24 protein-coding genes and 1 pseudogene are annotated in these 25971 nt (G+C 73.4%); 13 read left to right on the top strand and 12 right to left on the bottom strand.

The genetic code is table 11. From position 1 onward, the window contains the following. Window positions 1-76: 76 nt before the first annotated feature. From HZS56_RS24095 to HZS56_RS24080, 4 genes are all read right to left on the bottom strand, one after another. Complete coding sequence (locus HZS56_RS24095) at window positions 77-559, bottom strand: hypothetical protein (protein WP_216722861.1); 483 nt, start codon at window positions 557-559, stop codon at window positions 77-79. A gap of 137 nt (window positions 560-696) precedes the next feature. Next, entirely contained in the window at window positions 697-1578 is an 882-nt protein-coding gene (otsB, locus tag HZS56_RS24090) for a trehalose-phosphatase (RefSeq protein WP_216722860.1), read from the bottom strand. A 234-nt stretch (window positions 1579-1812) separates the two neighbouring features. Continuing rightward, window positions 1813-2046: a DUF3263 domain-containing protein gene (locus HZS56_RS24085; RefSeq protein ID WP_216722859.1), complete on the bottom strand. Its 234-nt coding sequence runs from the start codon at window positions 2044-2046 to the stop codon at window positions 1813-1815. 84 nt (window positions 2047-2130) lie between these two features. Continuing rightward, window positions 2131-3396, bottom strand: coding sequence for an ABC transporter substrate-binding protein (locus HZS56_RS24080; RefSeq protein ID WP_308408147.1), 1266 nt, complete (start codon window positions 3394-3396; stop codon window positions 2131-2133). 111 nt (window positions 3397-3507) lie between these two features. On the opposite strand from HZS56_RS24080, the pseudogene HZS56_RS24075 reads away from it, so the two are divergent. The 3 genes and pseudogenes from HZS56_RS24075 to HZS56_RS24065 all read left to right on the top strand — a co-directional run. After that, a pseudogene (locus tag HZS56_RS24075) lies at window positions 3508-4434 on the top strand (ROK family protein); the annotation flags it as partial. 221 nt (window positions 4435-4655) lie between these two features. Beyond that, the gene (nagA, locus tag HZS56_RS24070) at window positions 4656-5801 is read left to right on the top strand and encodes an N-acetylglucosamine-6-phosphate deacetylase (protein ID WP_216722858.1); all 1146 of its coding nucleotides are present in this window, start codon (window positions 4656-4658) and stop codon (window positions 5799-5801) included. Between the two features lie 168 nt (window positions 5802-5969). Beyond that, window positions 5970-6902: a 1-phosphofructokinase family hexose kinase gene (locus HZS56_RS24065; RefSeq protein WP_216722857.1), complete on the top strand. Its 933-nt coding sequence runs from the start codon at window positions 5970-5972 to the stop codon at window positions 6900-6902. A 286-nt stretch (window positions 6903-7188) separates the two neighbouring features. On the opposite strand, the gene HZS56_RS24060 is transcribed toward HZS56_RS24065, so the two are convergent. Beyond that, the gene (locus HZS56_RS24060) at window positions 7189-8166 is read right to left on the bottom strand and encodes a CBM35 domain-containing protein (RefSeq protein ID WP_216722856.1); all 978 of its coding nucleotides are present in this window, start codon (window positions 8164-8166) and stop codon (window positions 7189-7191) included. A 121-nt stretch (window positions 8167-8287) separates the two neighbouring features. After that, on the bottom strand, window positions 8288-9952 hold the full coding sequence (gene cdgB, locus HZS56_RS24055; RefSeq protein ID WP_216722855.1) for a diguanylate cyclase CdgB: 1665 nt from the start codon (window positions 9950-9952) through the stop codon (window positions 8288-8290). A gap of 367 nt (window positions 9953-10319) precedes the next feature. Here cdgB and HZS56_RS24050 point away from each other — a divergent pair, with 367 nt between their 5' ends. Next, window positions 10320-10919, top strand: coding sequence for a flavin reductase family protein (locus HZS56_RS24050; protein WP_308408146.1), 600 nt, complete (start codon window positions 10320-10322; stop codon window positions 10917-10919). Between the two features lie 264 nt (window positions 10920-11183). Here HZS56_RS24050 and arfB read toward each other — a convergent pair whose 3' ends face one another. After that, window positions 11184-11621, bottom strand: coding sequence for an alternative ribosome rescue aminoacyl-tRNA hydrolase ArfB (gene arfB / locus HZS56_RS24045; protein ID WP_216722853.1), 438 nt, complete (start codon window positions 11619-11621; stop codon window positions 11184-11186). 212 nt (window positions 11622-11833) lie between these two features. Between arfB and HZS56_RS24040 the strand changes: the two genes are divergently transcribed. After that, the gene (locus HZS56_RS24040) at window positions 11834-12409 is read left to right on the top strand and encodes a TerD family protein (protein ID WP_216722852.1); all 576 of its coding nucleotides are present in this window, start codon (window positions 11834-11836) and stop codon (window positions 12407-12409) included. Window positions 12410-12570: 161 nt separating this feature from the next. Beyond that, on the top strand, window positions 12571-13983 hold the full coding sequence (locus HZS56_RS24035; protein ID WP_216722851.1) for a M1 family metallopeptidase: 1413 nt from the start codon (window positions 12571-12573) through the stop codon (window positions 13981-13983). A gap of 19 nt (window positions 13984-14002) precedes the next feature. Here the strand turns inward: HZS56_RS24035 and HZS56_RS24030 are convergent, their stop codons facing one another. After that, entirely contained in the window at window positions 14003-15097 is a 1095-nt protein-coding gene (locus HZS56_RS24030) for an NAD(P)-dependent alcohol dehydrogenase (RefSeq protein ID WP_216722850.1), read from the bottom strand. Window positions 15098-15205: 108 nt separating this feature from the next. Here HZS56_RS24030 and HZS56_RS24025 point away from each other — a divergent pair, with 108 nt between their 5' ends. Further along, window positions 15206-15802, top strand: a complete 597-nt coding sequence (locus tag HZS56_RS24025; protein WP_374201199.1) for a TetR/AcrR family transcriptional regulator — start codon at window positions 15206-15208, stop codon at window positions 15800-15802. A 93-nt stretch (window positions 15803-15895) separates the two neighbouring features. Here HZS56_RS24025 and HZS56_RS24020 read toward each other — a convergent pair whose 3' ends face one another. After that, the gene (locus tag HZS56_RS24020; protein WP_216722849.1) at window positions 15896-17656 is read right to left on the bottom strand and encodes a protein kinase domain-containing protein; all 1761 of its coding nucleotides are present in this window, start codon (window positions 17654-17656) and stop codon (window positions 15896-15898) included. Window positions 17657-17916: 260 nt separating this feature from the next. Between HZS56_RS24020 and HZS56_RS24015 the strand changes: the two genes are divergently transcribed. Then, a complete protein-coding gene (locus HZS56_RS24015) occupies window positions 17917-18417 on the top strand; it encodes a hypothetical protein (protein ID WP_216722848.1) in 501 nt (166 codons plus the stop codon). A 22-nt stretch (window positions 18418-18439) separates the two neighbouring features. Here HZS56_RS24015 and HZS56_RS24010 read toward each other — a convergent pair whose 3' ends face one another. Continuing rightward, window positions 18440-18964, bottom strand: coding sequence for a hypothetical protein (locus HZS56_RS24010; RefSeq protein ID WP_216722847.1), 525 nt, complete (start codon window positions 18962-18964; stop codon window positions 18440-18442). 134 nt (window positions 18965-19098) lie between these two features. Then, window positions 19099-19824 (bottom strand): pentapeptide repeat-containing protein, encoded by a 726-nt coding sequence (locus tag HZS56_RS24005; RefSeq protein WP_216722846.1) that lies wholly within the window; start codon window positions 19822-19824, stop codon window positions 19099-19101. A gap of 141 nt (window positions 19825-19965) precedes the next feature. On the opposite strand from HZS56_RS24005, the gene HZS56_RS24000 reads away from it, so the two are divergent. From HZS56_RS24000 to HZS56_RS23990, 3 genes are all read left to right on the top strand, one after another. Next, the gene (locus HZS56_RS24000; RefSeq protein ID WP_216722845.1) at window positions 19966-21126 is read left to right on the top strand and encodes an FAD-dependent oxidoreductase; all 1161 of its coding nucleotides are present in this window, start codon (window positions 19966-19968) and stop codon (window positions 21124-21126) included. 88 nt (window positions 21127-21214) lie between these two features. Then, window positions 21215-22195, top strand: a complete 981-nt coding sequence (locus HZS56_RS23995) for a zinc-binding dehydrogenase (RefSeq protein WP_216722844.1) — start codon at window positions 21215-21217, stop codon at window positions 22193-22195. A 218-nt stretch (window positions 22196-22413) separates the two neighbouring features. Further along, window positions 22414-23916 carry an MFS transporter gene (locus tag HZS56_RS23990; protein WP_216722843.1) on the top strand — a complete coding sequence of 501 codons (1503 nt, stop codon included), beginning with the start codon at window positions 22414-22416 and terminating at the stop codon, window positions 23914-23916. Between the two features lie 88 nt (window positions 23917-24004). Here HZS56_RS23990 and HZS56_RS23985 read toward each other — a convergent pair whose 3' ends face one another. After that, the gene (locus HZS56_RS23985) at window positions 24005-24586 is read right to left on the bottom strand and encodes a TetR/AcrR family transcriptional regulator (protein WP_216722842.1); all 582 of its coding nucleotides are present in this window, start codon (window positions 24584-24586) and stop codon (window positions 24005-24007) included. A 90-nt stretch (window positions 24587-24676) separates the two neighbouring features. Between HZS56_RS23985 and HZS56_RS23980 the strand changes: the two genes are divergently transcribed. Together HZS56_RS23980 and HZS56_RS23975 are read left to right on the top strand one after the other, a co-directional pair. Then, the gene (locus tag HZS56_RS23980; protein ID WP_308408145.1) at window positions 24677-25117 is read left to right on the top strand and encodes a nuclear transport factor 2 family protein; all 441 of its coding nucleotides are present in this window, start codon (window positions 24677-24679) and stop codon (window positions 25115-25117) included. Further along, the gene (locus tag HZS56_RS23975; protein WP_216722840.1) at window positions 25114-25968 is read left to right on the top strand and encodes an NAD(P)H-binding protein; all 855 of its coding nucleotides are present in this window, start codon (window positions 25114-25116) and stop codon (window positions 25966-25968) included. Before HZS56_RS23980 ends, HZS56_RS23975 begins: the two co-directional genes overlap by 4 nt. Window positions 25969-25971 lie beyond the last annotated feature (3 nt).

Raw genomic sequence — 25971 nt, 5'->3', positions numbered from 1 at the left:
GAGGGGAGGCGAGGGGAGGGCCGGGGAGCTGGGCCCGGAGGGAGCGGGCTGGGAGGTGCCGGGGTGTACGGGGCCCCTACTGGCCCTGCACCGGCGGGCAGGTGCCGGTCTCCTCGCCGATCGAGTTGATCTCCGCGTTGGGCCGCGGGTCGCCGGCGTAGTTCACCTGGTCCGTGCACTTCACCCCGTCCTCCTTCGGGGTGCCGGACGGCGTGCCGTCCGACTGCGGCTCCGGGCAGGTGCCGGTCTCCTCGCCGATCGAGTTGATCTCGGCATTGGGCCTCGGGTCACCGGCGTAGTCGATCCGGTCCGTGCACTTGGCCGCGTCCGCCGTGTCCTGCGGCTCCTCCTCGGGGGCGGCCGTGTCCGAAGCGGCGCCGCCGGTACCGTCTGCGGCGGTGTCCGCGGGGGCGGGGGGCTGCGCGGTGCCCGTCGCGGTGGCGGCGGGCGTGGCGGGTGCGGCGTCGTCGCCGGCGCCGTCGTTGCCGCCGCAGGCGGTCAGCGCCAGGCCGAGGGCCACGGCGGCGAGGGCGAGCACCGGAGTCTTGCGAGCGGCCATGACGTACTCCTCCACGGTTCAGGGCCCCTTGAGCAGGCTTACGGTCTCCAGGACCGTGGCGGCGGCGTACCCGGTTGCCCTGCCCGTCACGTCAGGACATGCCTGTGACGGGCAGGGCAACCGCCCGTGACGTTGTCTCAGGGCAGCCGGCGGGCGAGGGCGGCCAGCAGGGCCACCACTCCGGCCGGCCCGGCCACCTCCACGTCCGCGCGCTTCCTCAGTTCCGTCACCTCGTCGCTGCCGCTGCACACCAGGAGGCCGGGGGTGCCCTCGGCGCGGAGGGTGTCGACCGCCGCGAAGGCCGGGAGGTCGCCGAGGTCGTCGCCGGCGAAGAGGACGGACCCGGCGCCGAGGGAGTGGACGTGCGCGCGCAGGGCGGCGCCCTTGTCCATGCCGGGCGGGCGCAGTTCGAGGACCATGCGGCCCGGTTCCACGATCAGGCCGTGGCGGGCGGCCAGGTCGGTGAGCGGGGCGCGCAGGGCGTCGAGGGCGGCCTGCGGCTCGGGGGCGCGGCGGGTGTGCACGGCGACGGCGTGGCCCTTGTCCTCGGTCCACGTGCCCTGCCCGGCCCCGGAGCGCTCCAGGAGCCCCGGCAGCTCGGCGCGTACGGCGTCGACGCCGGGGTGCGGTTCGGGCGTGGTGAGGGTGCCGGTGGCGGCGTCCCAGCGCTCGGCGCCGTAGTGGCCGAGGACGACGAGGTGGTCGAGGCCGGGGATGTCCGCGAAGCCTCCGTGGTGGACGGCGACCTCGGCGGGACGGCCGGTGATCACGGCGATCGACGCGATTTTCGGGGCGAGTGCGGCGAGGGCCGGTACGGCGCCGGGGTGGGCGCGGGCCCGGTCGGGGTCGGGCACGATCGGGGCGAGTGTGCCGTCGAAGTCCAGCGCGACGACCGCGCGGCCGGGATCGGCGAGGAGGGCGTCGAGCCCCTCGCGTCCGGCCGCCGTCGCGGGCGTCGGCAGGGGGTTCGGCAGGGGGTGTGGGGAGTCGTCTCGGGTGGAGTCCTGGTGGCTGCCCATACGGCGAACCTATCCCGCACCGCCCCGCCCCACGCGCCGCCGACGGGCGCGGTGGCCGGATCGCGGCGGGCCACCCCGGTCACGGCGGGCCCACCGCCTGGCGTAGTCCGTAGGGGACACCACCGGAGCGGGCTCGGGCGGTCCGTGTTCGGCCGGGTCCGCACCCGGGAGGCCACCGCCACCCGACAGGCCCGGCGGCATCTCGGGCAGGGCACGCCGGAGGCGGGCGACCGCTCACCGTTCCCTGCGGCGGGAGTCGCGTATGCGGCGCAGGCGGTTGACCGTCACCGGGTCGGCGGCCAGGGCGCGGGGGTCGTCGAGGAGGGCGTTGAGGAGCTGGTAGTAGCGGACGGGGGCCAGGCCCAGCTCCTCACGGATCGCGCGCTCCTTCGCGCCGGGGCCGGAGAACCCCCGGCGTTCCAGCGCGAGGATGTTCCGCTCCCTGACGGCCAGCTGCCCCACGTCCATGTACCGCACCGTAGCGCCCGCCGCCGACACCGCGCCCGTCCCGCTGCCCGGCCCCCTCGGCTACTCGGCTCCTCGGCTCCTCGGCTACTCGGCGCTGCCCGCCTGCATCGCGGTGGTCTGGATCCGGGCGAGCACGTCCTCGGGGTTGCCGCCGGAGGCGACCGCCTGGCCGATCTGCTTCTTGACGTCCGCGCTGACCGCCGCCCAGGAGGTCTTGCCCACCGGGTACAGCTCGGAGAGCAGCAGCTCGTCCAGGAACGGCTTCAGGTTCCTGTCCTTCTCCGAGGTGCTCATCGCCTGGGAGGCGGAGGTGGTCACCGGCAGCAGGTCGTACTTGCGGGAGAAGTCGAGGACGTTCTCGTCGCTGTAGACGTAGTCGAGGAAGTCGCCGATCTCCTCCTGGTGGCCGCCCGCCCTGAAGGCCGTCATCCAGTCGGAGACACCGAGTGTGCTCTGGCTCTCGCCGTCGGTGCCGGGCGTCGTGACCATGCCGTACTTCACGCCCTTGTCGGAGGCCATTTTCATCAGCGACGGGTGGCCGTTGAGCATGCCGACGTCGCCGTTCGCGAACGCCGCGAAGGCGTCGGCGCGGTTGAGCTTGCCGGGGGCGCCGGGGCCGGTGAGGCCCTTGCCGACCAGTTCGTCCCGCAGCCAGGTGAAGGTGTCGACGTTCTGCGCGGAGTCGAGGGAGTAGGTGCCGACGTCGTCGGTGTAGCCGCCACCGCCGCTGAGCATCCACTGCATCGTCTCGGCCTGCGCCTCCTCGGGGCCCAGCGGCAGGGCGTACGGGTACTTCACGCCCTCGTCCTTGAGCGCCTCGGCGGCCTCGGCGAGGTCGTCCCACGACTTGGGCGGCGTGACGCCCGCCTTGTCGAACAGGGCCTTGTTGTAGAAGAGCACGCGGGTGGAGGCGGCGAAGGGCAGCCCGTACTGGGTCCCCTTGACCTGGCCGGCCCCGGCGAGCTGCGAGACGAAGTTGGCCTGGACCGGGATCGACAGCACGTCGTCGGCCGGGTAGAGGAGGTCCTTGTCCGCGTAGTCGGAGTAGGCGCCGATCTGCGCCATGTCGGGCGCCTCACCGGCCTCGACCATCTCGCGGACCTTGCGGTCGACGTCGTTCCAGGAGTACACGGTGACGTCCACGTGCACGTCGGGGTGGTTGGCCTCGTAGGATTCGGCCAGCTCGTCCCAGTACTCCTGGGAGCTGTTCCCCTTGCTGTCCCCGTAGTCGGCGGCGACGAGCTTCAGCGTCACCTCGTCCGAGCCGCCGGTCAGGCCGCAGCCGCCGAGGACCACCGTCATGCCCAGTGCGGACACCACCGCGATCGTTCCTGTCCTACGCCGCTGCACCCTTGATCCCCAACCCTGCATTTGCTCATGCACTTGTCCGTTTAACGGATTAAGGTCTACACCACGGAAGTGGACTAGACCTCTCGTGGGTCAACGGGCCACACTGTCCCCGTGAGACATGTCATCGCCCTCGACGTGGGCGGCACCGGGATGAAGGCCGCCCTGGCAGGACCGGGCGGCGAACTGCTGCACCAGGCACGCCGGGCCACGGGCCGTGAGCGCGGGCCCGATGCGGTGGTCGCGGGCATCCTGGACTTCGCCGCCGAGCTGCGCGCCTACGGCGCCGACCGGTTCGGCGAACCCGCCGTCGCCGCGGGCGTGGCCGTCCCCGGCATCGTCGACGACGAGCGCGGCGTCGCCGTGTACGCGGCCAACCTCGGCTGGCGCGACGTGCCGCTGCGGGCGCTGCTCGGCGACCGGCTCGGCTCCGTGCCGGTCGCCCTCGGCCACGACGTGCGCACCGGCGGGCTCGCCGAGGGGCGGATCGGGGCCGGCGAGGGCGCCGACCGGTTCCTGTTCGTGCCGCTCGGCACGGGCATCGCGGGCGCCATCGGCATGAACGGGCGGGTGGAGTCGGGCGCCCACGGATTCGCGGGCGAGATCGGCCACGTCGTCGTACGCCCCGGCGGCACCGCGTGTCCGTGCGGGCAGCGCGGCTGCCTGGAGCGGTACGCGTCCGCGTCGGCGGTCGGCCAGGCGTGGGCCGAGGCGTGCGGGGACCCGGCCGCGGACGCCGCCGACTGCGCCAAGGCCGTCGCGTCGGGCGACGCCCGCGCGCTCGCCGTCTGGCAGGACGCGGTGGACGCGCTCGCCGACGGGCTGGTCACCGCGCTCACTCTGCTGGACCCGCGCGTCCTGATCATCGGTGGCGGCCTCGCCGAGGCGGGGGAAACCTTGTTCACACCGCTGCGGGAAGCCGTCCGGCGCCGCGTCACCTTCCAGGAGCTGCCGGACATCGTCCCCGCGGCGCTGGGGGACACCGCCGGCTGCCTGGGTGCCGGGCTGATGGCCTGGGACCTCCTCGGCACCGGTACGCGGGGCCCCGGGCCGCAGCGGCCGGGACCACAGCGGACCGGTCCGGACGGCGGCGGGCCGCACGGCAACGGGCCGGACGGCGGCGAACCGCACGGGTCCGGGCCGCGCGGGTCCGGGCCGGAGGGCACCGGCTCGCACGGCACCGGTTCGCACGGCACCGGCCCGCACCGCAGCACCACTCCCACGACCGTGACTCCCCCGGAGGTAACCACCTGATGGCCCCCATGGCCCCAAGCAAGGTTCTGGCCGGTGCCCGGGTGGTGCTGCCCACCGGGACCGTCGACGACGGCCGTGTCATCGTCGACGGCACGCGGATCGCACAGACGGCGCCCCCGCAGGCCGAGGTCGTCGACGTGTCGGGCCACTGGGTGGTCCCCGGCTTCGTCGACATCCACAACCACGGCGGCGGCGGCGCGTCCTTCGCCGGCGGCACCGCCGAGGAGATCCTGAAGGGCGTCGAGACCCACCGCCGGCACGGCACCACCACGACGGTCGCCTCCGCCGTCACCGGCGACCTGGACTTCCTCGCCCGGCACGCCGGGGTGCTCGCCGAGCTGGCCCAGCAGGGCGACGTCGCCGGCATCCACTTCGAGGGGCCGTTCATCTCCCCGTGCCGCAAGGGCGCACACGACGAGCAGCTGCTGCGCGACCCCGACCCGGCCGAGGTCCGCAAGCTCATCGACGCCGCGCACGGCCACGCGAAGATGATGACGCTGGCGACCGAGCTGCCGGGCGGCCTGGACTCCGTACGGCTGCTCGTCGAGCACGGCGTGATCGCGGCCGTCGGGCACACCGACGCGACGTACGAGCAGACGCTGCAGGCCGTCGACGCGGGCGCCACCGTCGCGACGCACCTGTTCAACGCGATGCCGCCGCTCGGCCACCGCTCCCCCGGCCCGATCACGGCGCTGCTGGAGGACGAGCGGATCACCGTCGAGCTGATCAACGACGGCACCCACCTGCACCCGGCCGCGCTGCAACTGGCCTTCCACCACGCGGGCGCCGCCCGGGTCGCCTTCATCACCGACGCGATGGACGCGGCCGGCTTCGGCGACGGCCGCTACCGGCTCGGCCCGCTCGAGGTCGAGGTCGCGGACGGCGTCGCCCGCCTGGTGGAGGGCAACTCGATCGCGGGCTCCACGCTCACCCTGGACCGCGCCTTCAAGCGGGCGGTGACGGTGGACCGGCTGCCCGTCGAGGACGTCGTCGCGGCGATCTCCGCCAACCCGGCCCGGCTGCTCGGCCTGTCCGACCGGGTCGGCTCGCTGGAAGCGGGCAAGGACGCCGACCTCGTCGTCCTCGACGACGCCTTCGACCTGGTGGGCGTGATGCGCCGGGGCACCTGGGTGGTCGATCCCCAACTGCCCTGATCCGTCCCCCGTTTTCACCCCGCCCGGCCCACACTGGCCGACCGGGGACTGGGCCCGCCGCCGTCCATTTGGCATGATCGTGTCCGCGGAACACGCCTTTCCGCACATGAACACGGACACGCACACGCACACACCACAGCCGCGGGCGAGCGGGGGAGGTCGGCCCAGGTGATCGTCACCGTCACACTGAACACCGCGCTCGACATCACCTATCGCGTCCAGGGCCTCAGACCTCACGCCTCGCACCGGATCACCGAGGTGACCGAGCGGCCCGGCGGCAAGGGCCTGAACGTGGCCCGCGTACTGGCCGCCCTCGGCCACGAGGTGGCCGTCACCGGCTTCGCGGGCGGCACCACCGGTGACGTGGTGCGCGCGGGGCTGACCGGCGTCCACCGGGTGAGCGACGCACTGGTGCCGGTGGCCGGGTCGACCCGGCGCACGATCGCCGTCGTCGACGAGCGCACCGGCGACACCACCCAGCTCAACGAACCGGGACCGGCCGTCTCCCCCACCGAGTGGGACGCCTTCCAGGAGGCGTACGAGGACCTGCTGACCCGCGCCGACGCCGTGGCCCTGTGCGGCAGCCTGCCGCCGGGCGTGCCCGTCGGCGCGTACGCCGGGCTGGTGCGTGCCGCGCGGACCGCGGGTGTGCCGGTACTGCTCGACACGAGCGGGGAGCCGCTGCGGCGGGGGCTCGCGGCCCGCCCGGACCTGATCAAGCCGAACGCCGACGAACTGGCCGAGCTGACCGGCTCCCACGAGCCGCTGCGGGCCACGCAGGCCGCCCGGCGGCGTGGCGCCCGTTCCGTGGTCGCCTCGCTGGGCCCCGAGGGTCTGCTCGCGGTGACGCCCGAGGGCCGCTGGCGCGCGGCACCGCCGGCCCAGGTGCGCGGCAACCCGACCGGCGCGGGCGACTCGGCGGTCGCGGGCCTGCTCTCCGGCCTGGTCGAGCACCTGCCGTGGCCGCAGCGGCTGGCCCGCGCGGTGGCCCTGTCGGCGGCGACGGTGCTGGCGCCGGTGGCGGGCGAGTTCGACCGGGCGGCGTACGAGGAACTGCTCGACCGCGGCGTCGAGGTGACGGCGGAGGCCGGCGCGGCGTAAGCCGGTACGGCGGAGGCCGGTACGGCGGAGGCCCGGGCCCGCCGCCCGGGCCTGCTGTTCAGTGGCGGGGCGCAGCTGTTCGGCGGTGGGGCCCGGCTGTCCGGCGGCGAGGCCCGGCTACTCGGCGGCGAGCCCGGTCACTCGACGGCGGGTCCGGCTGCCCGACGGCGGATCCGGTCACCCTGCGACGAGCCCGGCCGCCACCCGATGCCCCGCCGCCCGGTCACCCGGCGACAAGCCCGGCGGCCACCCGCCGCCACGCCCGGTCACCCGGCGACGAGACCGGCTACTCGGTGGACAGGGAGAGGTGGTCGAGGATCAGGTCGCACTTGTTGCCCTCGTTGCACGCCAGCTCGATCGTGTTGGTGCCCTCGGTGAGGTTCACGTTCGACCAGGTGGTCTTCCAGCCCTTCTCCCAGTCGCCCTCGGGCGTGCCGCCGAAGTTCTTCATGTTCAGCGGGCGCGACGACGCCTCGCCGTTGACCACCAGGGTCGCGTCGGCGTCGGTGCCCGGGGTGCCGTAGCGCACGTTCAGCCGGTAGCTTCCGGCCTTCTCGACGCCGTTGACGGTCCAGGTGACCTTCGCTCCGACCTGGTTGAAGCCGGTGACGTAGACGCCGCCCTCCGACTCGGCGCCGTCGATGTCGGAGGCGAGGGAGGCCGAGCCGCCCAGCCGCAGCGCCTTGGCGTCGACGGCGGGCAGCTCGGCGCTCTCCTCCTCGCCGCCGTCGCTCGCAGACGGGCTCGGGCCGGTGCTCTGGGACTGGGTGGGGGCGGTGCCGCCGCCCGCTTCGTCGCCGCCGCCGTCGTCCTCGGAACCGCTGCTCGTCATGGCCACGGCGATGCCGATGACCACCGCGGCGACGACCGCCACCGCGCCGATCAGCAGGCCCTTGGTATTGGGGCCGCGGCGCCCGCCGCCCCCACCGTGCCCGGTCGGCTGCTGCGGGGCTCCGGGACCGCCGCCACCGGGGAAGGTCTCCGGCGCGGCGTAGTGTGCGTTCGGCTGCCCGTACGCCCCCTGCGGCTGGCCGTAGGCGCCCTGCTGGGGCGGGGCGGCCTGGCCGTGGGCGGCGGTCTGCGCGCCCTGGCCCTGCGTCGCCCCGTACTGCCGTGTGCCGACGGGACGCACCCGGTTGACGGAGTTCGGGTAGCCGTAGCCACCGGACGGCGGCTGGGCCCCGTTGGCCTGCCCGTCGGCGTAGAGGTAGCCGAAGGGGTCGTCGTCCTCGGGCGTGCTCGCGCCGTTGTTGCCGGGCGTCATCCCTAGGTCTCCTAACCAGATGCGGTGCGTGGTGCGATACGGGTGTATGAGAGAGCGAGCCTACCCGGTTCCCCTGACCCAAACGGGTGACTCAGGCCGCATCAGCGCGCTGACCTGGCGGTCATCCGGCTCGGCGGTGCTGTTTGGGACGAGATCGTTTCTCGACGTACATCCGTTCGTCGGCCGACTTCAGGACTTCGTCCGCCGTCATGCCGCAGTGGGCCCAGCCGATGCCGAAACTGGCGCCCACGCGCACGGCCCGGCCCTCGGCCCGGATCGGCTGGATGATCTCGCCCCGCAGCCGTACGGCGAGGTCCTGGGCGTCGGCCAGTCCGAGCCCGTTGGCGAGGATCACGAACTCGTCGCCGCCGAGCCGGGCCACGGTGTCGCCGTCGCGGACACCGCCGCTGAGCCGCCGCGCGACCTCGATGAGCACGGCGTCGCCGGCGTTGTGCCCGAACCGGTCGTTGATCGACTTGAATCCGTCCAGGTCGCAGAAGAGGACCGCGAGCCCCTTGGTGCCGTCGTCGCGGCCGTCCTCGGGGGCGACCGCGTGCACGTGGTGGTCGAAGCCGCCGTACGGCTCGGCGGCGGCGCCGAAGTCGAAGGTGTGGCCGCCGGAGTCGAACACGGCGGAGTTCCCGTAGGCGGCGTCCATGGCGTCGGCCACGGCCGCGTGCGGGGACTGGGGCCGCTGGCACAGCTTGGCGGCGAGGCGGGAGCGCAGCTCGGCGCTGTTGGGCAGGCCGGTGAGGGAGTCGTGGGAGGCGCGGTGGGCGAGATGGAGCTCACGGCGCTTGCGTTCCTCGATGTCCTCGACGTGGGTGAGCAGGAAGCGGGGCCCGTCGGCGGCGTCGGCGACGACGCTGTTGCGCAGCGAGACCCAGACGTAGGTGCCGTCGCGGCGGCACAGGCGCAGCTCGGCCCGGCCGCCCTCGGCGGAGGTGCGCAGCAGGGTGCCGATGTCCTCGGGGTGGACGAGGTCGGAGAAGGCGTAGCGGCGCATCGTGGAGGCCTGGCGGCCCAGGAGGCGGCACAGGGCGTCGTTGGTGCGCAGGATGCGGCCGTGCTGGTCGCCGCCCATCTCGGCGATGGCCATGCCGGAGGGCGCGTACTCGAAGGCCTGCCGGAAGCTCTCCTCGCTCGCCCTGAGGGCCTGCTGGTCGCGCTCCAGGCGGACCAGGGCGCGCTGCATGTTGGAGCGGAGCCGGGCGTTGCTGACCGCGATGGCGGCCTGGAAGGCGTACATCTGGAGCGCCTCGCGGCCCCAGGCGCCGGGGCGGCGGCCGTTGCGCGGCCGGTCCACGGACAGGACGCCGATCAGTTCGCCGCTGTTGCCGCCGCCCTGCGGTCCGGGCGCGTACATCGGGGCGAAGAGGCGGTCCGAGGGGTGCCACTCGTCCTCGAAGCGGGGCGCGGGCCCGTCGGTGTACCACTGCGGGACGTCGTCGTCGTCGAGGACCCAGCCCTCGGTGTGGGGTATGAAGATCAGGTCGCCCCACTGCTCGCCCATGGCCAGGCGCCGGTCCCAGGACTCGCGGGAGCCCGCCCGGCCGGTGATCAGGGCCTCGGCGGCCTGGTTCCCGGCGAACGCGGCGACGACGAGGTCGCCGTCGGGGCGGACCAGGTTGATGCAGGCCAGCTCGTACCCCAGGGCCTGGACGACGCCGTCGGCGACGGCCTGCAGGGTGTCGGCCAGGCTGCGGGCCTTGTTCATGTCGGCCATGGCCTGGTGCAGTTGCCGCAGGGACGCAAGGCGGACATAGGGCTCCGACTCGGTCTCCATGCTCGCCCTCCCCCCGAGACCTCGCAGCGAATCAAGGGTTCTCTTCGGCGCCTTTACTGATGGTGCCCTTGCCGTACTGATGGTGCCTTTCAGGTTCTCCGCCACTGAATCACAGCGCGCTGCCCACTCGGTACACAGGGTCAACAATTACCGCTTCTTGTGACTCAAGTCACAGCGAAAGATGAACAATTGAGCGCTGTTTCCGCGCTTTCCCTGTGCGTTTCCTGAACGCAAATTTTGTACCTGTGCACACCCCTCGTTCCCCTCCCTTACTGCCCCTCGCCGCCCCCCTCGTTCCATGGTCCTAGGTCCCGGTTGGGACCGGGGGCCGATGCCGGGCCGGTGCCACGGAGATTAGCGTGGCGGCGTGCCGAACACTCCCCCTCTCACGTCACCCGGGTCCCATACTCCCCCCTTGCCCTCGCCCGTCTCCGGGCATGCTGAGGGGGTGAGCAACGAGGAATTCCGCGCGGCCATGTCCCGGCTGGCCTCCGGCGTGGTCCTGGTGACCGCGCAGGAGCCGCCGCTGGACCCCGACGACCCGCTGGCGCCGGGCGGCGAGGACGTCGGGATGACGGCCACCGCCTTCATGTCGGTCTCCCTGGACCCGCCGCTGGTCCTGGTGAGCCTGCGCGAGGGGTCCCGGATGGACGACCTGCTGGACGAGCAGCCCCTGTGGGCGGTCTCCGTGCTCTCCGAGAGCCAGCGGCACATCGCGGGCCGCTTCGCGATGAAGGGCAGGGTCAGCGACCGCCTCCTGTTCGCGGACATCCCGTACGTGCGCGGCGGGGCGACCGGCGCGCCCCTGGCGGGCGGTGCCCTCGCGACCCTGGAGTGCCGCACGGAACAGCGGGTGCCCGCCGGGGACCACACCCTCGTCGTGGGCCGCGTCCTGACCGCCGCGCTGCCGAGCGCGGACGGGGGGCCGCTGGCGTACTTCCGCGGCCGCTACCGGCAGTTGGGCTGAGCACCGGGGCCGACGCGGGCACCGTCCGCCCGTCCGCCCGCGCCGCACCCAGGTCGGCCGGCCGGGCCCAGGGCCCCACACCTCCCCGCGCGGCCGCCCCGAAGACGATCACTTCCGCGAACCTCACCGCCGGCACCCCCTCCCGGGTCGGCGCCAGTCCGATCAGTCCCCGTCCTGCCAGTCCCCGTCCGGTCAATCCCGTCCAGCCGGTCCCGTCCGGTCAATCCCGTCCAGCCAGTCCCCGTCCGAACAGTCCCCGTCCGGTCAGTCCCAGTCCCGCGCGGAGCGCCCCCGCTTGGTCTGCGAGCGCTGCTTCTTCTCCCTGAGGCGGCGCTCGTTGATGCCGCGCGGTATGCGGGTCGGCCTGCGCGGCCTAGGCGGCGGAGCGGTGGCCTCAGCCAGGAGGGCGGCGAGGCGTACGGCGGCGGCCTCGCGGTTGCGCCACTGGGAGCGGTGCTCGGAGGCGCGGACGGTGACGACGCCGTCGGTCAGCCGGCCGGCCAGCCGCTCCAGCGCCCGCCGCTTCCACACCTCGGGCAGGGCCGCGGTGCGCGCCAGGTCGAAGCGCAGCTCCACCGCGGTGTCGGTGGTGTTGACGTGCTGGCCGCCGGGCCCCGAGGAGCGGGAGAAACGCCAGACCAGCTCGGCCTCCGGCAGGAGGACGGAGCCGCGGATGACATGGGGACCGGACATGCCGTCCATGTTCCCGTTCCCGGGCGTCCCACGTCACCCGAATATCCCCGCCCGCCGGCCGCTCCCCCGCCCGCTCCGCCGCCCGCCGGCCCTCTGTACACCGCCCTCCGGTCTTCGGTAAAGAAAGTAAAGAGAGGTGGAACCTTGCGGACCCCTCTCGCGTTCATGGAGGTAGCTGTAGCTTTCTTGCCGTACGTAAACGAGGGAAGGGACTCCCAACAATGGCTGTAAGCCTGTCCAAGGGTGGCAACGTCTCGCTCACCAAGGAGGCTCCGGGCCTGACCGAAGTCACCGTGGGGCTCGGCTGGGACGTCCGCACCACCACCGGCACCGACTTCGACCTCGACGCCTCGGCGATCGCGGTCAACCCCGAGGGCAAGGTCTACTCCGACGCCCACTTCATCTTCTTCAACAACAAGCAGACGCCCGACAACACCATCGTCCACACCGGTGACAACCGCACCGGCGAGGGCGACGGCGACGACGAGGCGATCAACGTCAACCTGGCCGGCCTGCCCGCCGACATCGACAAGATCGTCTTCCCGGTCTCGATCTACGACGCCGAGAACCGCTCGCAGAACTTCGGCCAGGTGCGCAACGCCTACATCCGCATCGTCAACCAGGCCGGCGGCGCCGAGATCGCGCGCTACGACCTGTCGGAGGACGCCGCCACCGAGACCGCCATGGTCTTCGGCGAGCTGTACCGCAACGGCGCCGAGTGGAAGTTCCGCGCCGTCGGCCAGGGCTACGCCTCGGGCCTGGTCGGCATCGCCCAGGACTTCGGCGTGAACGTCTGACGTTCGCCCGGCAGTTCCACTCCGTTCGAAGGCCTCCCGGATGTCCGGCCGGGGGGCCTTCGGCATGCTCGACCGCCGCCCGGAGGACAACGCCCGGCCCTCACCCCTCCCCGCCTCGCCCCAACGGGCGTTTCACGTGAAACCCCCCATAGGATCACGATGTGCGCACCTCCCGCCCGTTCGCATCGGCCGCCGCCCTCACCGCCCTCGCCACCCTCGCGGCGTGCAGTGGCGGGGGCGCGGTCGAGGGCGGCCCCGGCGGCCCGGGTGCGCGCGACCCGTACTTCCCCAAGGCGGGCAACGGCGGTTACGACGTCGGCCACTACGACCTGAAGCTGGACTACGACCCGGGCACGGGCCACCTCACCGGCACGGCGACGATCACGGCGCGCGCCACCCGTGACCTGTCGGCCTTCAACCTGGACCTCAAGGGCCTGGACGTCGAGGAGGTCACGGTCGGCGGCCGGGGCGCCCGCTCCCACCGCGCGGGGCAGGAACTGACGGTCCGCCCGGCCGGCGAACTGGACGCCGGCGAGACGTTCCGGGTGACCGTCCGCTACTCGGGCGAACCGGTGACGATCACCGACCCCGACAGCTCCGAAGAGGGCTGGCTGCACACCGCCGACGGCGCGGTCGGGCTGGGGCAGCCGACGGGCTCGATGGCCTGGTTCCCGGGCAGTCACCACCCTTCCGACAAGGCGACGTACGACCTCGCGGTGACCGTGCCGGAGGGGCTCGGCGCGGTCTCCAACGGCGAGTTGCGGGGCGAACGGACCCGCGACGGCCGTACGACGTTCACCTGGCACACCGCCGAGCCGATGTCGAGCCACGTGGTCACGGTCGCGGTCGGCGAGTGGGAGACCGACCGCTCCCGCACCGCCGACGGTCTGCCGGTCCACACGGCCGTCGACCCGCAGCAGGCCGACGCGGGCCGGGCGGCCCTGGCGCGGATCCCCGAGATCATCGACTGGGCGCAGGAGTACTTCGGCCCGTACCCCTTCTCCTCCACCGGCGCGATCGTCGACCGCCCCGAGGACGCCGGGTACGCCCTGGAGACCCAGAACCGCCCCTACTTCCCCGGTGCCCCCGACACGGTGCTGCTCGTCCACGAGCTCACCCACGAGTGGTACGGGAACTCCGTCAGCCCGAAGACCTGGCGGGACATGTGGCTGAACGAGGGCTTCGCCACCTACGCGGAGTGGCTGTGGCAGGAGGACCACGGCGGCGACAGCGCCCAGAAGACGTTCGACGCGCTCCACGACGGGACGTACTACCCGGACGAGGCCGCGAACGACGCTGTCTGGTCCTTCCCGCCCGCCGACCCGCCGGACGCCGCGCACATCTCCGCGAGCCCGGTCTACCAGCGCGGCGCGATGGTCCTCCACAAGATCCGCCAGGCCGTCGGCGACGACGCCTTCCGCTCGCTCCTGCGGGGCTGGGCCGACGCCCACCGGCACGGCAACGCGGACACCGCCGACTTCACGGCGTACGTGGAGAAGTCGGCGCCGGACGAGGACTTCACGGAGATCTGGCGGACCTGGCTGCGGGGCGAGGGCCGCCCCCGGCGGCCGTGAGCACGGCGGCCTCGCACGGTCAGTCCAGGTCGGACAGATCGTCCAGGTCGGACAGGTCGTCCAGGTCGGACAGATCGAGCACGAAGCGGTGGCGTACGTCGCCGCGGCTCAGGCGGTCGAGGGCCTCGTTCACGCGGGCGGAGGGGAGGAGTTCGATGTCGGCCGTGATGCCGTGTGCCGCGCAGAAGGCCAGCATGGCCGCGGTGGAGCCGGTGCCGCCGCTGCCCGCGGAGCTGAGCTTCTTGCGGCCCGCCAGCAGGTCGAAGGTCTCGACGGTGACCGGCCCGAGGTGTCCGACGCTGCTGAGGGTGCCGTCCAGGGCCACCAGGCGGAGGTAGGGGCCGAGGTCGTGCGCGGCGGGGACGGTGTCGACGAGGATGTCGAACCGGTCGCGGGCGGCGGCCATCTGCTCCGGGTCGGTGGAGACGACGACCGAGTGGGCGCCGAGTTGGCGCGCGTCCTCCGCCTTGTCCGGTGAGCGGGTGATCACGGTGGTGTCGGCGCCGAGGGCGACGGCGAGCTTCACCGCGAGGTGGCCCAGTCCGCCGAGCCCCGCCACGGCGACCCGGGTGCCGGGTCCGGCGCCGAGGGCCCGCAGGGGCTCCCAGACGGTGACGCCGGCACACAGCAGGGGCGCGGCGCCGGCCGGGTCGAGGCCGGCGGGGAGGGCGTACGCGAACCGCTCGCGGACGACGTACTCGCGGGAGTAGCCGCCGAGGGTGGTGGAGCCGTCGACGCGGTCGGTCCCGCCGTAGGTCAGGGTCGGGAAGGCGTGGCAGAAGTTCTCCTGACCGACCCGGCACATCGCGCAGGTGCCGCAGGAGTCGACGATGTTGCCGACCGCGACCGGGTCACCCGGGCGGAAGCCGGTGACCTCGGGTCCCGTGGCGGTCACCACACCGGTGAACTCGTGGCCGGGGACGAGCGGGCCGTCCTGGCCGCCGTCGGCGTCGCGGCTCCGGACGGCGTGCAGGTCCGTGTGGCAGACACCGCAGTGGTCCACCCGTACGGCGATGTCGTCGGGGCGCAGGTCGCGCCGCTCCAGCGACGTCCGCCGCAAGGTCGTCGCCGCACCGTCCGTCCTCTTCGCCTGCCAGCCCGCAGTGGTCCTCATGACGTCTCTCCCGCTCTCCAGACAGACCAGTCGGTCTATTCGAGAGTAGCGCGCTCACCGGGGAAAGCAAACCAACTGTTCTGTTTGACCGTGCGGTAGCCTGCGGGCATGCCTGACCTGCCTGACCAGCCCCTGACCTCACGCGGAGCCGCCACCCACCGGCGCATCCTCGACGTCGCGACGCGGGAGTTCGCCGAGCACGGGATCGCGGGGGCGCGGATCGAGCGGATCGTGGCCGCCGCGCGCACCAACAAGGCGCAGCTCTACGCCTACTTCGGCAGCAAGGACGGGCTCTTCGACGCGATCTTCTTCGCCTCGCTGGACCGGATCGTGAACGTCGTCCCGATCGACGCCGACGACCTGGCGGACTGGGCCGTACGCCTCTACGACGAGTACCTGCGCCGCCCCGACCTCATCCGGCTGGCCACCTGGGCGCGGCTGGAGCGGCGTCCGGCCGGGCATCTGGTCGACGACGCCGACCGCCGTGACGACGCCAAGCTGCGCGCCATCGCCGAGGCCCAGGCGGCGGGGCGGGTGCGCCCGGGGGACCCGTTCGACGTGATGGCGGTCGTCATCGCCATGTCCATGGCCTGGTCACCGGTCAGCAACGTCTACACGGCGACCGCCGGTGAACCCGCCGAAGTGCACGAACGCCGCCGCGCCCTGCTCCGCGACGCGGTCCGGCGCGCCACGGCGCCGGACTGAAACCCTCCGCGTCCCGCGCGCCGCACGCCGCGTGACGCACCGGCACATGACGGGCGGCGCGGCACGCATGGCCCGGGGGCGCGCGTGGGGCGCTCAGCCGGTCCCGGCAGTCCCGGCGGCGCGCTTGCGCTGGAGCGCGGTGAGCCGGGTGACGAAGAGCACGGCGAAGACGGCGCTCGCGACGCCGACGGCGCTGTTGACCTGACCGCTGAGGGCACTCGACATGGCGTCCCGGGCGTACTGCGCCTCGTCCCAGCTGCGGTAGTCGTTCAGCTCCGTCAGGAACTCGACGAGCCACAGCCACCACCAGGCGTGGACCAGCCACCGCCCGGCGCCCGTCGGACTGCCCGTCGTCGCCGTCCAGATGTCGTTGGCGATCTGCTTGGGCATGAACAGGTTGGCGAAGGGGATGAACCAGGAGCCCACCGCCAGACCGGGCCGGTAGCGGATGCGGCCCGGCGCGAAGGTCTCGGCGTTCCGCCGCACGCGGCGGAACCACAGCACCCACACGACCACCACCGCGAAGAGCAGTATCCCGATCAGGATGTCGGCCGAGTAGCTCAGGGCCCGCAGCGACGTGAAGTTGCCGACGGCGTTGGTGCGGGACCCGCCGGGCAGCCCGTTGAGCCGGCTGTAGGTCTCGGTGAGGAGGTTGAACCGGGCCAGGGCCAGCCCGGTGTACAGGATGAGCAGCACCTGCAGCGCCGTGGCGAGCGGCTTCGCCGAGCGCACGGCCGCCGGCGAGGCGTACGGCGAGGGAGTGGCGGCCCGGCCGGGCCCGGGGGGCGGGGTGGAGTACGGCGACGGCTGGGCGGCCGCGGGGCCGGCGGCGTACGGCGAGGGCCCCTGCCACGGCGGCGGCGTCGACGGGCTGTAGGGCGAGGGCGGTGGGCCGAAGCCCCCGGCGGGCGCCCCGACCGGGACCCGGTCCTCCGGGTCCTCGCTGTCCAGGAGCTGGACGGCGTGCCGGCCCAGCTCGGCCAGCACCTCGCCGGGCAGCCAGGCACGCCCCTGTGCGGCCTCCGCGCCCTCCATGTCCTCGATCGCCGTCAGCAAGTCGTCCAGCGTGGTGCGCTTCTCGGGGTCCTTGGCCAGGCAGCCCGCGATCAGTCCCTGCCAGGGCTCGGAGATCCCGGTCAGGTTCGCCTCTTCGGTCGCGATGCGGAAGAGCAGCGCGTGCATCCCGCTCTCGTCGGTGCCGAAGGGCATCCGGCCGGTGGCGGCGTAGGCCAGCACCGCGCCGAGGCAGAAGACGTCACTCGCGTAGGACACCTTCTCCCCGCGCACCTGCTCGGGCGACATGAAGCCGGGAGAGCCCACGACGGCACCGGCCGCGGTGAGTCCCTCCGCGGACTGCGTGGACACGTCCAGCGCGCGGGCGATGCCGAAGTCGATGACGCGGGGGCCGTCGATGGTCACCAGGACGTTGGAGGGCTTGAGGTCGCGGTGCACGAGGCCGGCGGCGTGGATGGCCTGCAGCGCCCGCACCAGCCCCGCGGCAAGCACCCGCAGGGTGGCGGCGGGCAGCGGCCCGTACTGCCGGTCGACGACCTCGGCGAGCGAGGGCCCGGCGACGTATCCGGTGGCGACCCACGGGGTCGACGCCTCGGTGTCGGCGTCCAGCACGGGCGCGGTCCACTCGCCGCCGACGCGCTGCGCCGCCTTCACCTCCTGGGCGAAGCGCCGCCGGAAGTCCGGCATGCGGGCCAGCTCCTCCCGGACGGTCTTGACAGCCACCGTCCGGCCCCGGTCGGAGCGCGCCAGGTACACCCGGCCCATCCCGCCCTCGCCGAGTCTGCCGAGCAGCCGGTACCTGCCGATCCGTTCGGGATCGCCCGGTATCAACCCGTCCATGCTTGCTCCCTCTCCCCCGGCGACACCGTGCGCACCAGGATTACGCACGAGGATAGGGACAGGAGTTAACTGTGGAAAACCCGGTACGCCCGGGACGGTTGAGCCGCTCGTCCACTCCCGGCCACCGGCGCCGTGAACGGCCCCCGCGCTCCCGGCCACCCGGGCCGTGAACGGCCACCGCACTCCCGGCCAGCCGCGCCGCGAACGGCCCCCGCCCTCCGCGTCGGCGTCCGGCCCGGCGTCCGTGACACCATCACCGCGTGCTCGACATCGGCTACGCCCTCTCCACCCGTTTCCCGGACCCTCCCCAGACGGACTACCGCCGCGCGGACGTCCGTGCCCTGCGGCACGACCTGTTCTGCGGGGACGTGTACCTCGCCGACGCCAGGGCGGACCGGGAGCTGTCCACAGCCTGGGGATGGGTGCCGGTGCTCGACTTCGCGTGGGCGCTGTGCGACATCGTGGAGCAGGTCGACCGGGACCCGGCGGGGTCCCGGGCCGCCCGGCCGCAGCGGGCGGAGCTGGACTTCACCGAGTCCACCGACCGCCTGCTCTTCGAGCGGCGCTTCGGCTGGGTCGACATCGAGGCGGAGTGGCTGCCGGCCTCCGAGCCCCCGCTGTCCTTCTCCCACACCGAACTGCGCCGGGAGGCCCGCGACTTCCTCCAGGACCTGCTCGCCGACCTCACGGATCTCCACGAGGGCCTGTCCCACAACCCGGCGATCTGGACCTTGCAGGCCCGCTTTCCGCGGGTTGCGTGACAGGCCCTTCGGAGTCCGGGCCTCAGCAGCGCATTTCGGAGGTCACCGTGAGCGTCAGGTGGGAGTCCTTGGGCTCCACGGTGCCCATGGCGGAGGTGCACTCCTGCACGGTGTCGGTACCTTCGGACCAGTACTCCTGGCCGTTGTCCTCGAGCCAGACCTTCCTGCCGAACTCCTCCTTCTGGTCATAGCTCCAGATCTTGGCGGCGACCAGGTAGTCGTCCTCCTCGTCGATGAAGGACTGCCAGAGCCAGATGTAGCTGTAGTTCTCCTTGCACTTGGGCGAGTAGAACTGCTTCACCGAGGCGATGGGCTCGGCGTTGTACCTGATGTAGGCGGTCTCCCCGATCTGGTGGGCGTCGTCGCAGACGCCGGAGGCCTGCGCCCTCACGCTCAGGGGATTGCCTGCGGGGGCGGCTGCGGTGGACTTCGACGCGGCACGGTCGGAAGGTGCGGGTGCGGGTCCGCTGCCGGCCAGAGCGGTGCCGGCCGGGAGCATGACGAAGGCCGCGGCAATGGCCGCCGTGACAATCCGGCGTGAACGCATAAGCATTTCCCTTGAGTTGATGGATACCGGCCGAGGGCCGATTTCAGTAGGGAAGACAGACGGCGCGGGAGAAGGGTTGTACCGAGCGCCACTTCTCGTTCTTCGGAAACTCCCGCCCCGTCTTCCAAGGGTTTTCAATCCGTCCCCTGCACCCGCACCCCCAACTCCGCCGCCAGTACCGGTGCCAGGTCGAGAAGTTGGGACGGACTGATCACGGCGCCCGCGAGTCGGTCGACACCGCGGGTGACGTCGAGCGGGGCGGCGCCGCGCAGGTCGACGTCGGTGAGGGTGGCCGCGCTGAGGTCCGCCTGCTTCAGGGCGCAGTCGACGAACGCGACCCGCTCCAGGCGGGCGCCCCCGAAGTCCGGCTCGACCAGGACGCAGCCCTCGAAAACGACGTCCTTGAGCCGGGACCGGCGCAGGTTCAGATAGTCGATCTTGCCGCCGCGGACCAGGACCCGCTCCAGCACGGCGCCGTGCAACTGGGTGCCGCCCAGGCGGGCGTCGTGCAGCTCGACGTCGCGCAGGGTCGCCTCCGCCAGATCCGTGCCCACCCCGCGGACGCCGGTCAGGAGCGAGTCGAGCAGCCGGGCGCGGCGCAGCGACGCCTCGTCCAGCACACAGCCCGTCAGCGCGCAGTCCATGAAGCGGGCGCCCGCACCGTCCTGACCGGACAGGTCCGTCTCCCGGAACTCCAGCGCGTCGTAGTCCCCGTCCGGCTCCAGCCGGCCGGCCTCCTCGTACGGCTCCAGCGGAGGCAGGCGCAGTCCGGGGCGCCGCGGCGCCCGCACCTTCGCCGCCCCCGTGCCTCTGCCCGTACCCGTACCCGCACCGCCGCCGCCCGCCGCTCTCCTCACCATGCCCCCCATGCTGCACCCCGCCACCGACAACGGGCTCTGACCTGTGCGAACGCCCGGCCCACCGGCGGCGTGTCACATTCCGGCCACCCCCGGACGTCGTACTCACGACAGGCGACCCCGACCCGAGGGAGACCCCGAGCCATGCATCGCATCACCGTCGTCGGCGGCGGCCTCGCCGGACTGACCGCCGCGATCACCGCCGCCGAGGCGGGCACCAAGGTCACCGTGTACGAGGCCCACCACACGCTCGGCGGCCGCGCCCGGACGGCCGAGGGCCCCTACCGGACCAACGACGGCCCCCACGCCCTCTACCGGGGCGGCCCGCACTGGTCGTGGCTCGCGCAGCGCGATCTGATCGGCCCGATCGCGCCCGTCCCGGCGCTGGACGCGGCGCGGCTGCGGCTGAGGTACCGGGGCGTGCTGCGCCGTACCCCGCCCCTGGCCATGCTCAGGCTGCTGCGCCGGGGTGTCGGACCGGCGCCCGTCGACACCGACTTCCTGACCTGGGCGAGGGGCGTCGCGGGCGAGGAGGGCGCGCAAGCGGCCGCCCACTACTGCGCCGTGGCCCTGTTCCACCACGACCCCGGTTCGCTGTCCGCCGCCTTCGTGCAGGAACGGCTGCGCCGGGCCGCCAAGCTGCCGCCCGAGGCGCGCTACCCGCGCGGCGGCTGGGAGGGGGTGGTGGACCGGATGGCGGCCAGGGCCTGGAACCTCGGGGTGCGGGTGGAGACCCTGTCCCGCGTCGACGCGCTGCCCACCGGCACCCCGGTCGTCGTCGCCACCTCCCTCGACGCGGCCCGCCGCCTGCTGGACGACCCGGCGCTGACCTGGCCGAGCGGCCGCACCGCCCTGATCGACCTGGCCGTACGGACCCGGCGCGGCGACGCCTTCGCGGTCTCCGACCTGGACGCACCGGGCTGGATCGAACGGTTCACCGCGCAGGACCGGACGCTCGCACCCACGGGCGAACAGCTGATCCAGGGACAGGTGCCGATCGCGCCCCACGAGTCGAAGGCCGACGGTGTCGCCCGCGCCGAGGACCTGCTCGACCTGGGGTTTCCCGGCTGGCGCGGGCGGCTGACCTGGCGGCGCGAGGCGGTGGCGAACGGCCGTACCGGCGCCGTCGACCCGCCCGGCACCACCTGGCGCGACCGGCCGGCCGTGGACCGGGGCGACGGGGTGTACCTGGCCGGTGACCAGGTGGCCGCGCCGGGGCTCCTCTCCGAGGTCTCCTTCAACAGCGCCCTGACGGCGGTCTCCCTCGCCCTCGGCCGCAGGGAACTTGACCTCAAGCGCGCTTGAGGCCGTTGGGTGGGTGCGTAGCGACCAGCGGTTTCCGGGTCCGGGGGACACACCCGTCCCGGTCCGGCCGACACCTCGTGGAGTTCCCATGCTCGCCATCCGTCTGCACGCCTTCGGACCTGCCGAGAACCTCGTCCTGGAGGAGGTCGGGGACCCGGCACCCGGACCCGGCCAGGTCCGGATCGCCGTCCGCGCGGCGGGCGTCCACCTCCTGGACACCGCCCTGCGCGAGGGCCTGCGGGGCCCGATGCCCGCGCCCGTCGAACTGCCCACGATTCCCGGACGCGAGGTCGCCGGGGTCGTCGACGCGCTCGGACCGGACACGCCGCAGGAGTGGCTGGGGCGCAGGGTCGTCACCCACCTCGGTTTCGCGCCCGGCGGCTACGCCGAACTCGCCGTCGCCGATCTCTCCCGCCTGCACGGGATCCCGGCCGGCCTGGACTTCGCGGAGGCCGTCGCCATGATCGGCACGGGGCGTACGGCGATGGGGATCGTGCAGTTCGCCGACCTGGGCCCCGGCTCCGTGGCCGTGGTCCCGGCCGCCGCGGGCGGCATCGGCACGCTGCTGGTGCAGTACGCGAAGAACGCCGGTGCCACGGTGGTCGGCCTCGCGGGCGGACCGGAGAAGACCGCCCGTGTCGCCGCGAACGGCGCCGATCTCGCCGTCGACTACCGGGACCCCGGGTGGCCCGCGAAGGTCCGCGCCCACCTGGGTGCCGGAGCCGCCACCGTCGTCTTCGACGGCGTCGGCGGGGACGTCGCCCGCGAGGCCGTCGCCCTGCTCGGGCCCGGCGGCCGGCACGTGGTCTTCGGCTGGTCGGGCCAGGGCCTGCACGACGGCGCCCCGTACCTCGTCGACGGCGTGTCCGAGCAGGTCCTGGGTCCGGTGATGATGGAGCGGGCCGGCGGCGCCGATCCCGTACGCACCCTGGAACTGCGGGCCCTGGCGCAGGCGGCCGAGGGCCGGCTCGTTCCGGCCGTGCAGCGCTTCCCGCTCGCCGACGCGGCCGCCGCGCACCGCGCGCTGGAGAACCGGGGGACGACCGGAAAGGTGGTCCTGGAGCCGTGACGCGCCCCGGCCGGAGCACGGACGCTGTTGGTGCGTCCGGAGCACGGGCAGGGCAGGCGAGCGAAGCAGGCGACCGCAGCACACGACCACAGCACGCGACCGGAGCACGCGAGCGGAGCGGACGGCGCCGGACCGGGCAGCGGGACACGGGGCGCGGGAACACGGGGAGGCGCGGGACGCAGGATGCGATACGTACCGATTCATGGTCTTCTGTCCGGGTGAGTTCCACCCGGACAGGTGACCCGGCCGCGCCCGGCGACGCCGATCCCCACCGCTGGTGGGGACTGGTGGTGATCGCCCTCGCCCAGCTGATGGTCGTCCTCGACGCGACGATCGTGAACATCGCGCTGCCCTCCGCGCAGCGCGATCTGGACATGTCCGACGGCAACCGCCAGTGGGTGATCACCGCGTACACCCTCGCGTTCGGCGGGCTCCTGCTGCTCGGCGGCCGGGTCGCGGACCTCGTGGGGCGCAAACGCACGTTCGTCATCGGGCTGGTCGGCTTCGCCGCCGCCTCCGCGATCGGCGGCGCCGCCGTCAATTCGATGATGCTCTTCGGCGCCCGCGCCCTCCAGGGCGTCTTCGCCGCCGTCCTCGCGCCGTCCGCGCTGTCCCTGCTGACGACCACCTTCACCGACCCGAAGGAACGCGGGAAGGCGTTCGGCATCTACGGCGCGCTGGCCGGCAGCGGCTCCGCGATCGGCTTCATCGTCGGCGGCGTGCTCACCGAGTACCTGAACTGGCGCTGGTGCCTGTACGTCAACGTCCCGGTCGCCGTCGTCGCCGTGATCGGTGCCCTGCTCCTGCTGCACGACCGCCCCGGCCACGCCGGTGCCCGCCTCGACGTGCCCGGGGTGATCCTGGGCTGCGGCGGCCTGGTCGCCCTCGTCTACGGCTTCAGCGAGGCGCAGCCCCGCGGCTGGACCGACGCCCTGGTCCTTGCGCTGTTCGCCCTGGCGGTGGTCCTGCTGGCCGCCTTCGTGTGGTGGCAGACCCGCGCACCGATGCCGCTGCTGCCGCTGCACATCATCCGCGACCGCGACCGCGCCGGGTGCTTCCTGACGATGATGCTGGCCGTCATCGGCATGTTCGGCCTCTTCCTGTTCATGACGTACTACCTCCAGGTCATCCTCGGCTACTCGCCGGTGCGGACCGGGCTGGCGTTCCTGCCGATGACCGTCGCGATCATCGTCGGCTCCACCCAGATCGCGGCCCGGCTGCTGCCGCACGTGAGCCCGCGGATGCTGATGGTGCCGGGGATGCTGCTGGCGTCCGGCGGCATGGTGATCCTCACGCAGATGACCGTGCGCTCGGAGTACGTCTCCGAGATCCTGCCCGCGCTGCTGCTGATGGGCCTCGGCATGGGCCTGACCTTCATGCCGGTCTTCTCCACCGCCACCGCGGGCGTCGCCCCGCGGGACTCCGGGGTGACCTCCGCGACCGTCAACACCTCGCAGCAGGTGGGCGGTTCCATCGGTACGGCGCTGCTCAACACCATCGCGACCAGCACCAGCGCGTCCTGGATCACCGCCCACCTCACCGACCCCTCCCAGCGCGAGCGGGTCGTACGGGAGGGCATCGTCCACGGCTACACCGTCGCCATCTGGGTGGCCGCGGGGGTCATGCTGCTTGCGGGCCTGGTCGCGGGCCTGATGGTGACGGCCAAGGCCCCGAAGCACGGCACCCCCGCCGACCGGCCGGTGCCGGAACCGGTGTCCTGAGGGCAGCCGGGCCCTTGCCGGTGCCGGTCCGGTACCGGTCCTGCCTCTGTGTCGGTCGGTCCTGGCCCCGTGCCGGTCCCGGTCCCGGTCAGTCCAGGAGCCCGGCGGTGAAGTCCGCGAGCTGTGCCCGCAGGGTCTCGCGCGGTACGCCCTCCCTGCCCGCCAGGTGCTCGACCAGGTCGGCCCGCGTGGCGGCGAGCAGGGCGTGGGCGGTGAAGTCGCTGCCGGGCGTGCCCGGGATCTGCTCCAGCACGTCCCGGAGCAGCCGGTGCAGCCACTCATAGTGCGACGCCTGATAGGGGCTGGCGCTCCCGTTCGCGCTCTCCTCCAGGGCCACCACGAGGCGCCGGTTGTCGAGCTTGAAGCACAGGACCGCGTCGAGCAGGGCGGGCACGCGCTCCCGCGGCGGCGTCGCGGGCCCCAGGGGCGGCGGGCCGGACTCGACGGCCTCCCTGACCGGTGCGAGCCGTGCCTCGTACAGCGCGCGGAGCAGCCCCGCACGGTCGCCGAAGGCCCGGAAGAGCGTGCCCTTGCCGACCCCGGCCTCCGCCGCGACCTCGGCCGTGGTGACGTCCTCGGCACTCCCGCGCCGGGCGAAGAGGGCGTCGGCGGCCGCGAGGACGGCCTCCCGGTTGCGTGCGGCGTCCTTGCGGGACCTGTGCTCCGGCATGCTGCTCCTCCCTTTGCAAAACGGACCCTCAGTCCGTATCGTCTGTCGAAACGGACCCCAGGTCCGCATTCTATGAACCGGAGGATACCCGTGTCCGCACCCGCACCGAACGCACCGGCCTCCCCGGCGGAACTCCTCCGCCACGGCCTGCGCCTGCTGCTCGACAAGGACATGTCCGCCTTCGCCGGCCTGTGGGCCGAGGACGCGCTCATGGAGTTCCCCTTCGCCCCCGAGGGCTGGCCCCGGCGGCTGGAGGGCAGGGAGGCCGTCGCGGCGTACCTGCGCCACTACCCCGACCACATCGACCTGCGGGACTTCCCCGACGTGCGGATCCACGAGACGACCGACCCGCAGACCGTCGTCGCCGAACTGCGCGGTGTGGGAAGCCTGGTGAAGACCGGCGCCCCCTTCGAGATGCGGTACGTCCAGGTCATGACCGTCCGGGACGGGCGCATCGCCTCCTGCCGCGACTACTGGAACCCGCTCGGCGTCCAGGAGCCCGGTGCCGACTTCACCGGGAGCGCCCGGTGACGGCCGCCGGCGCCACCCTGGTCATCGGCGCCACCGGCACCACCGGAAGCCGCACCGCCGCGGGTCTGACGGCCGCCGGGCACCGGGTCAGAGCCGCCAGCCGGCGGGCGACGCCGGTCGCCGGAGCCGAACCGGTCGCCTTCGACTGGTACGAGCCCGCCACCCACCCGGCCGCCCTCGACGGCGCCGACCGCGTCTACCTCGTACCGCCCGTGGGCGACCCCGAACCCGCGGCCGTCATGCTGCCGTTCCTGCGGCAGGCCCGCGCCGCCGGCGTGCGCCGCGCGGTGCTGCTCAGCTCCTCGGCCGTCCCCGCGGGCGGCCCGGCGGTGGGCGCGGTGCACCAGGCCCTGCCCGGTCTTTTCGAGCAGTGGGCGGTCCTGCGGCCCTCGTGGTTCATGCAGAACTTCACCGGCACGCACGCGCACGCCCGCGGCATCCGCGACGAGGGCGTCGTCCGCACCGCCGCCGGGGACGGCCGGGTCGGCTTCGTCGACGCCGGGGACATCGCCGCCGTCGCCGTCCGCGCCCTGACCGACGCCCGGGTCCCCGGCACCGATCTCGTCCTCACCGGGCCCGAGACGCTCAGTCACGACGACATCGCCGCGATCGCCACCGAGGTCACCGGCCGGCCCGTGGTCCACCGCCGGCTGTCCGTGGAGCAGTTGGCCGAGCACCTTGCGGGAGAGGTCCCGGCCCGGTTCGCCGAGCTGCTGGCCGGACTGGACAGTGCCATCGCCGCCGGGGCGGAGGACCGCGTCACGGACACCGTCCGGCGCGTCACCGGGCAGGCACCGCGCAGCTTCCGGGCGCACTTCGAGGACGCCCGACAGTCCCGCCGGCAACTCTGACGC

The organism is Streptomyces mayonensis, from assembly GCF_018982965.1.
Taxonomy (GTDB): domain Bacteria; phylum Actinomycetota; class Actinomycetes; order Streptomycetales; family Streptomycetaceae; genus Streptomyces; species Streptomyces mayonensis.
The sequence above is the reverse complement of the archived record's forward strand: the minus strand, read 5'-3'. Positions and strand labels throughout refer to the sequence as shown.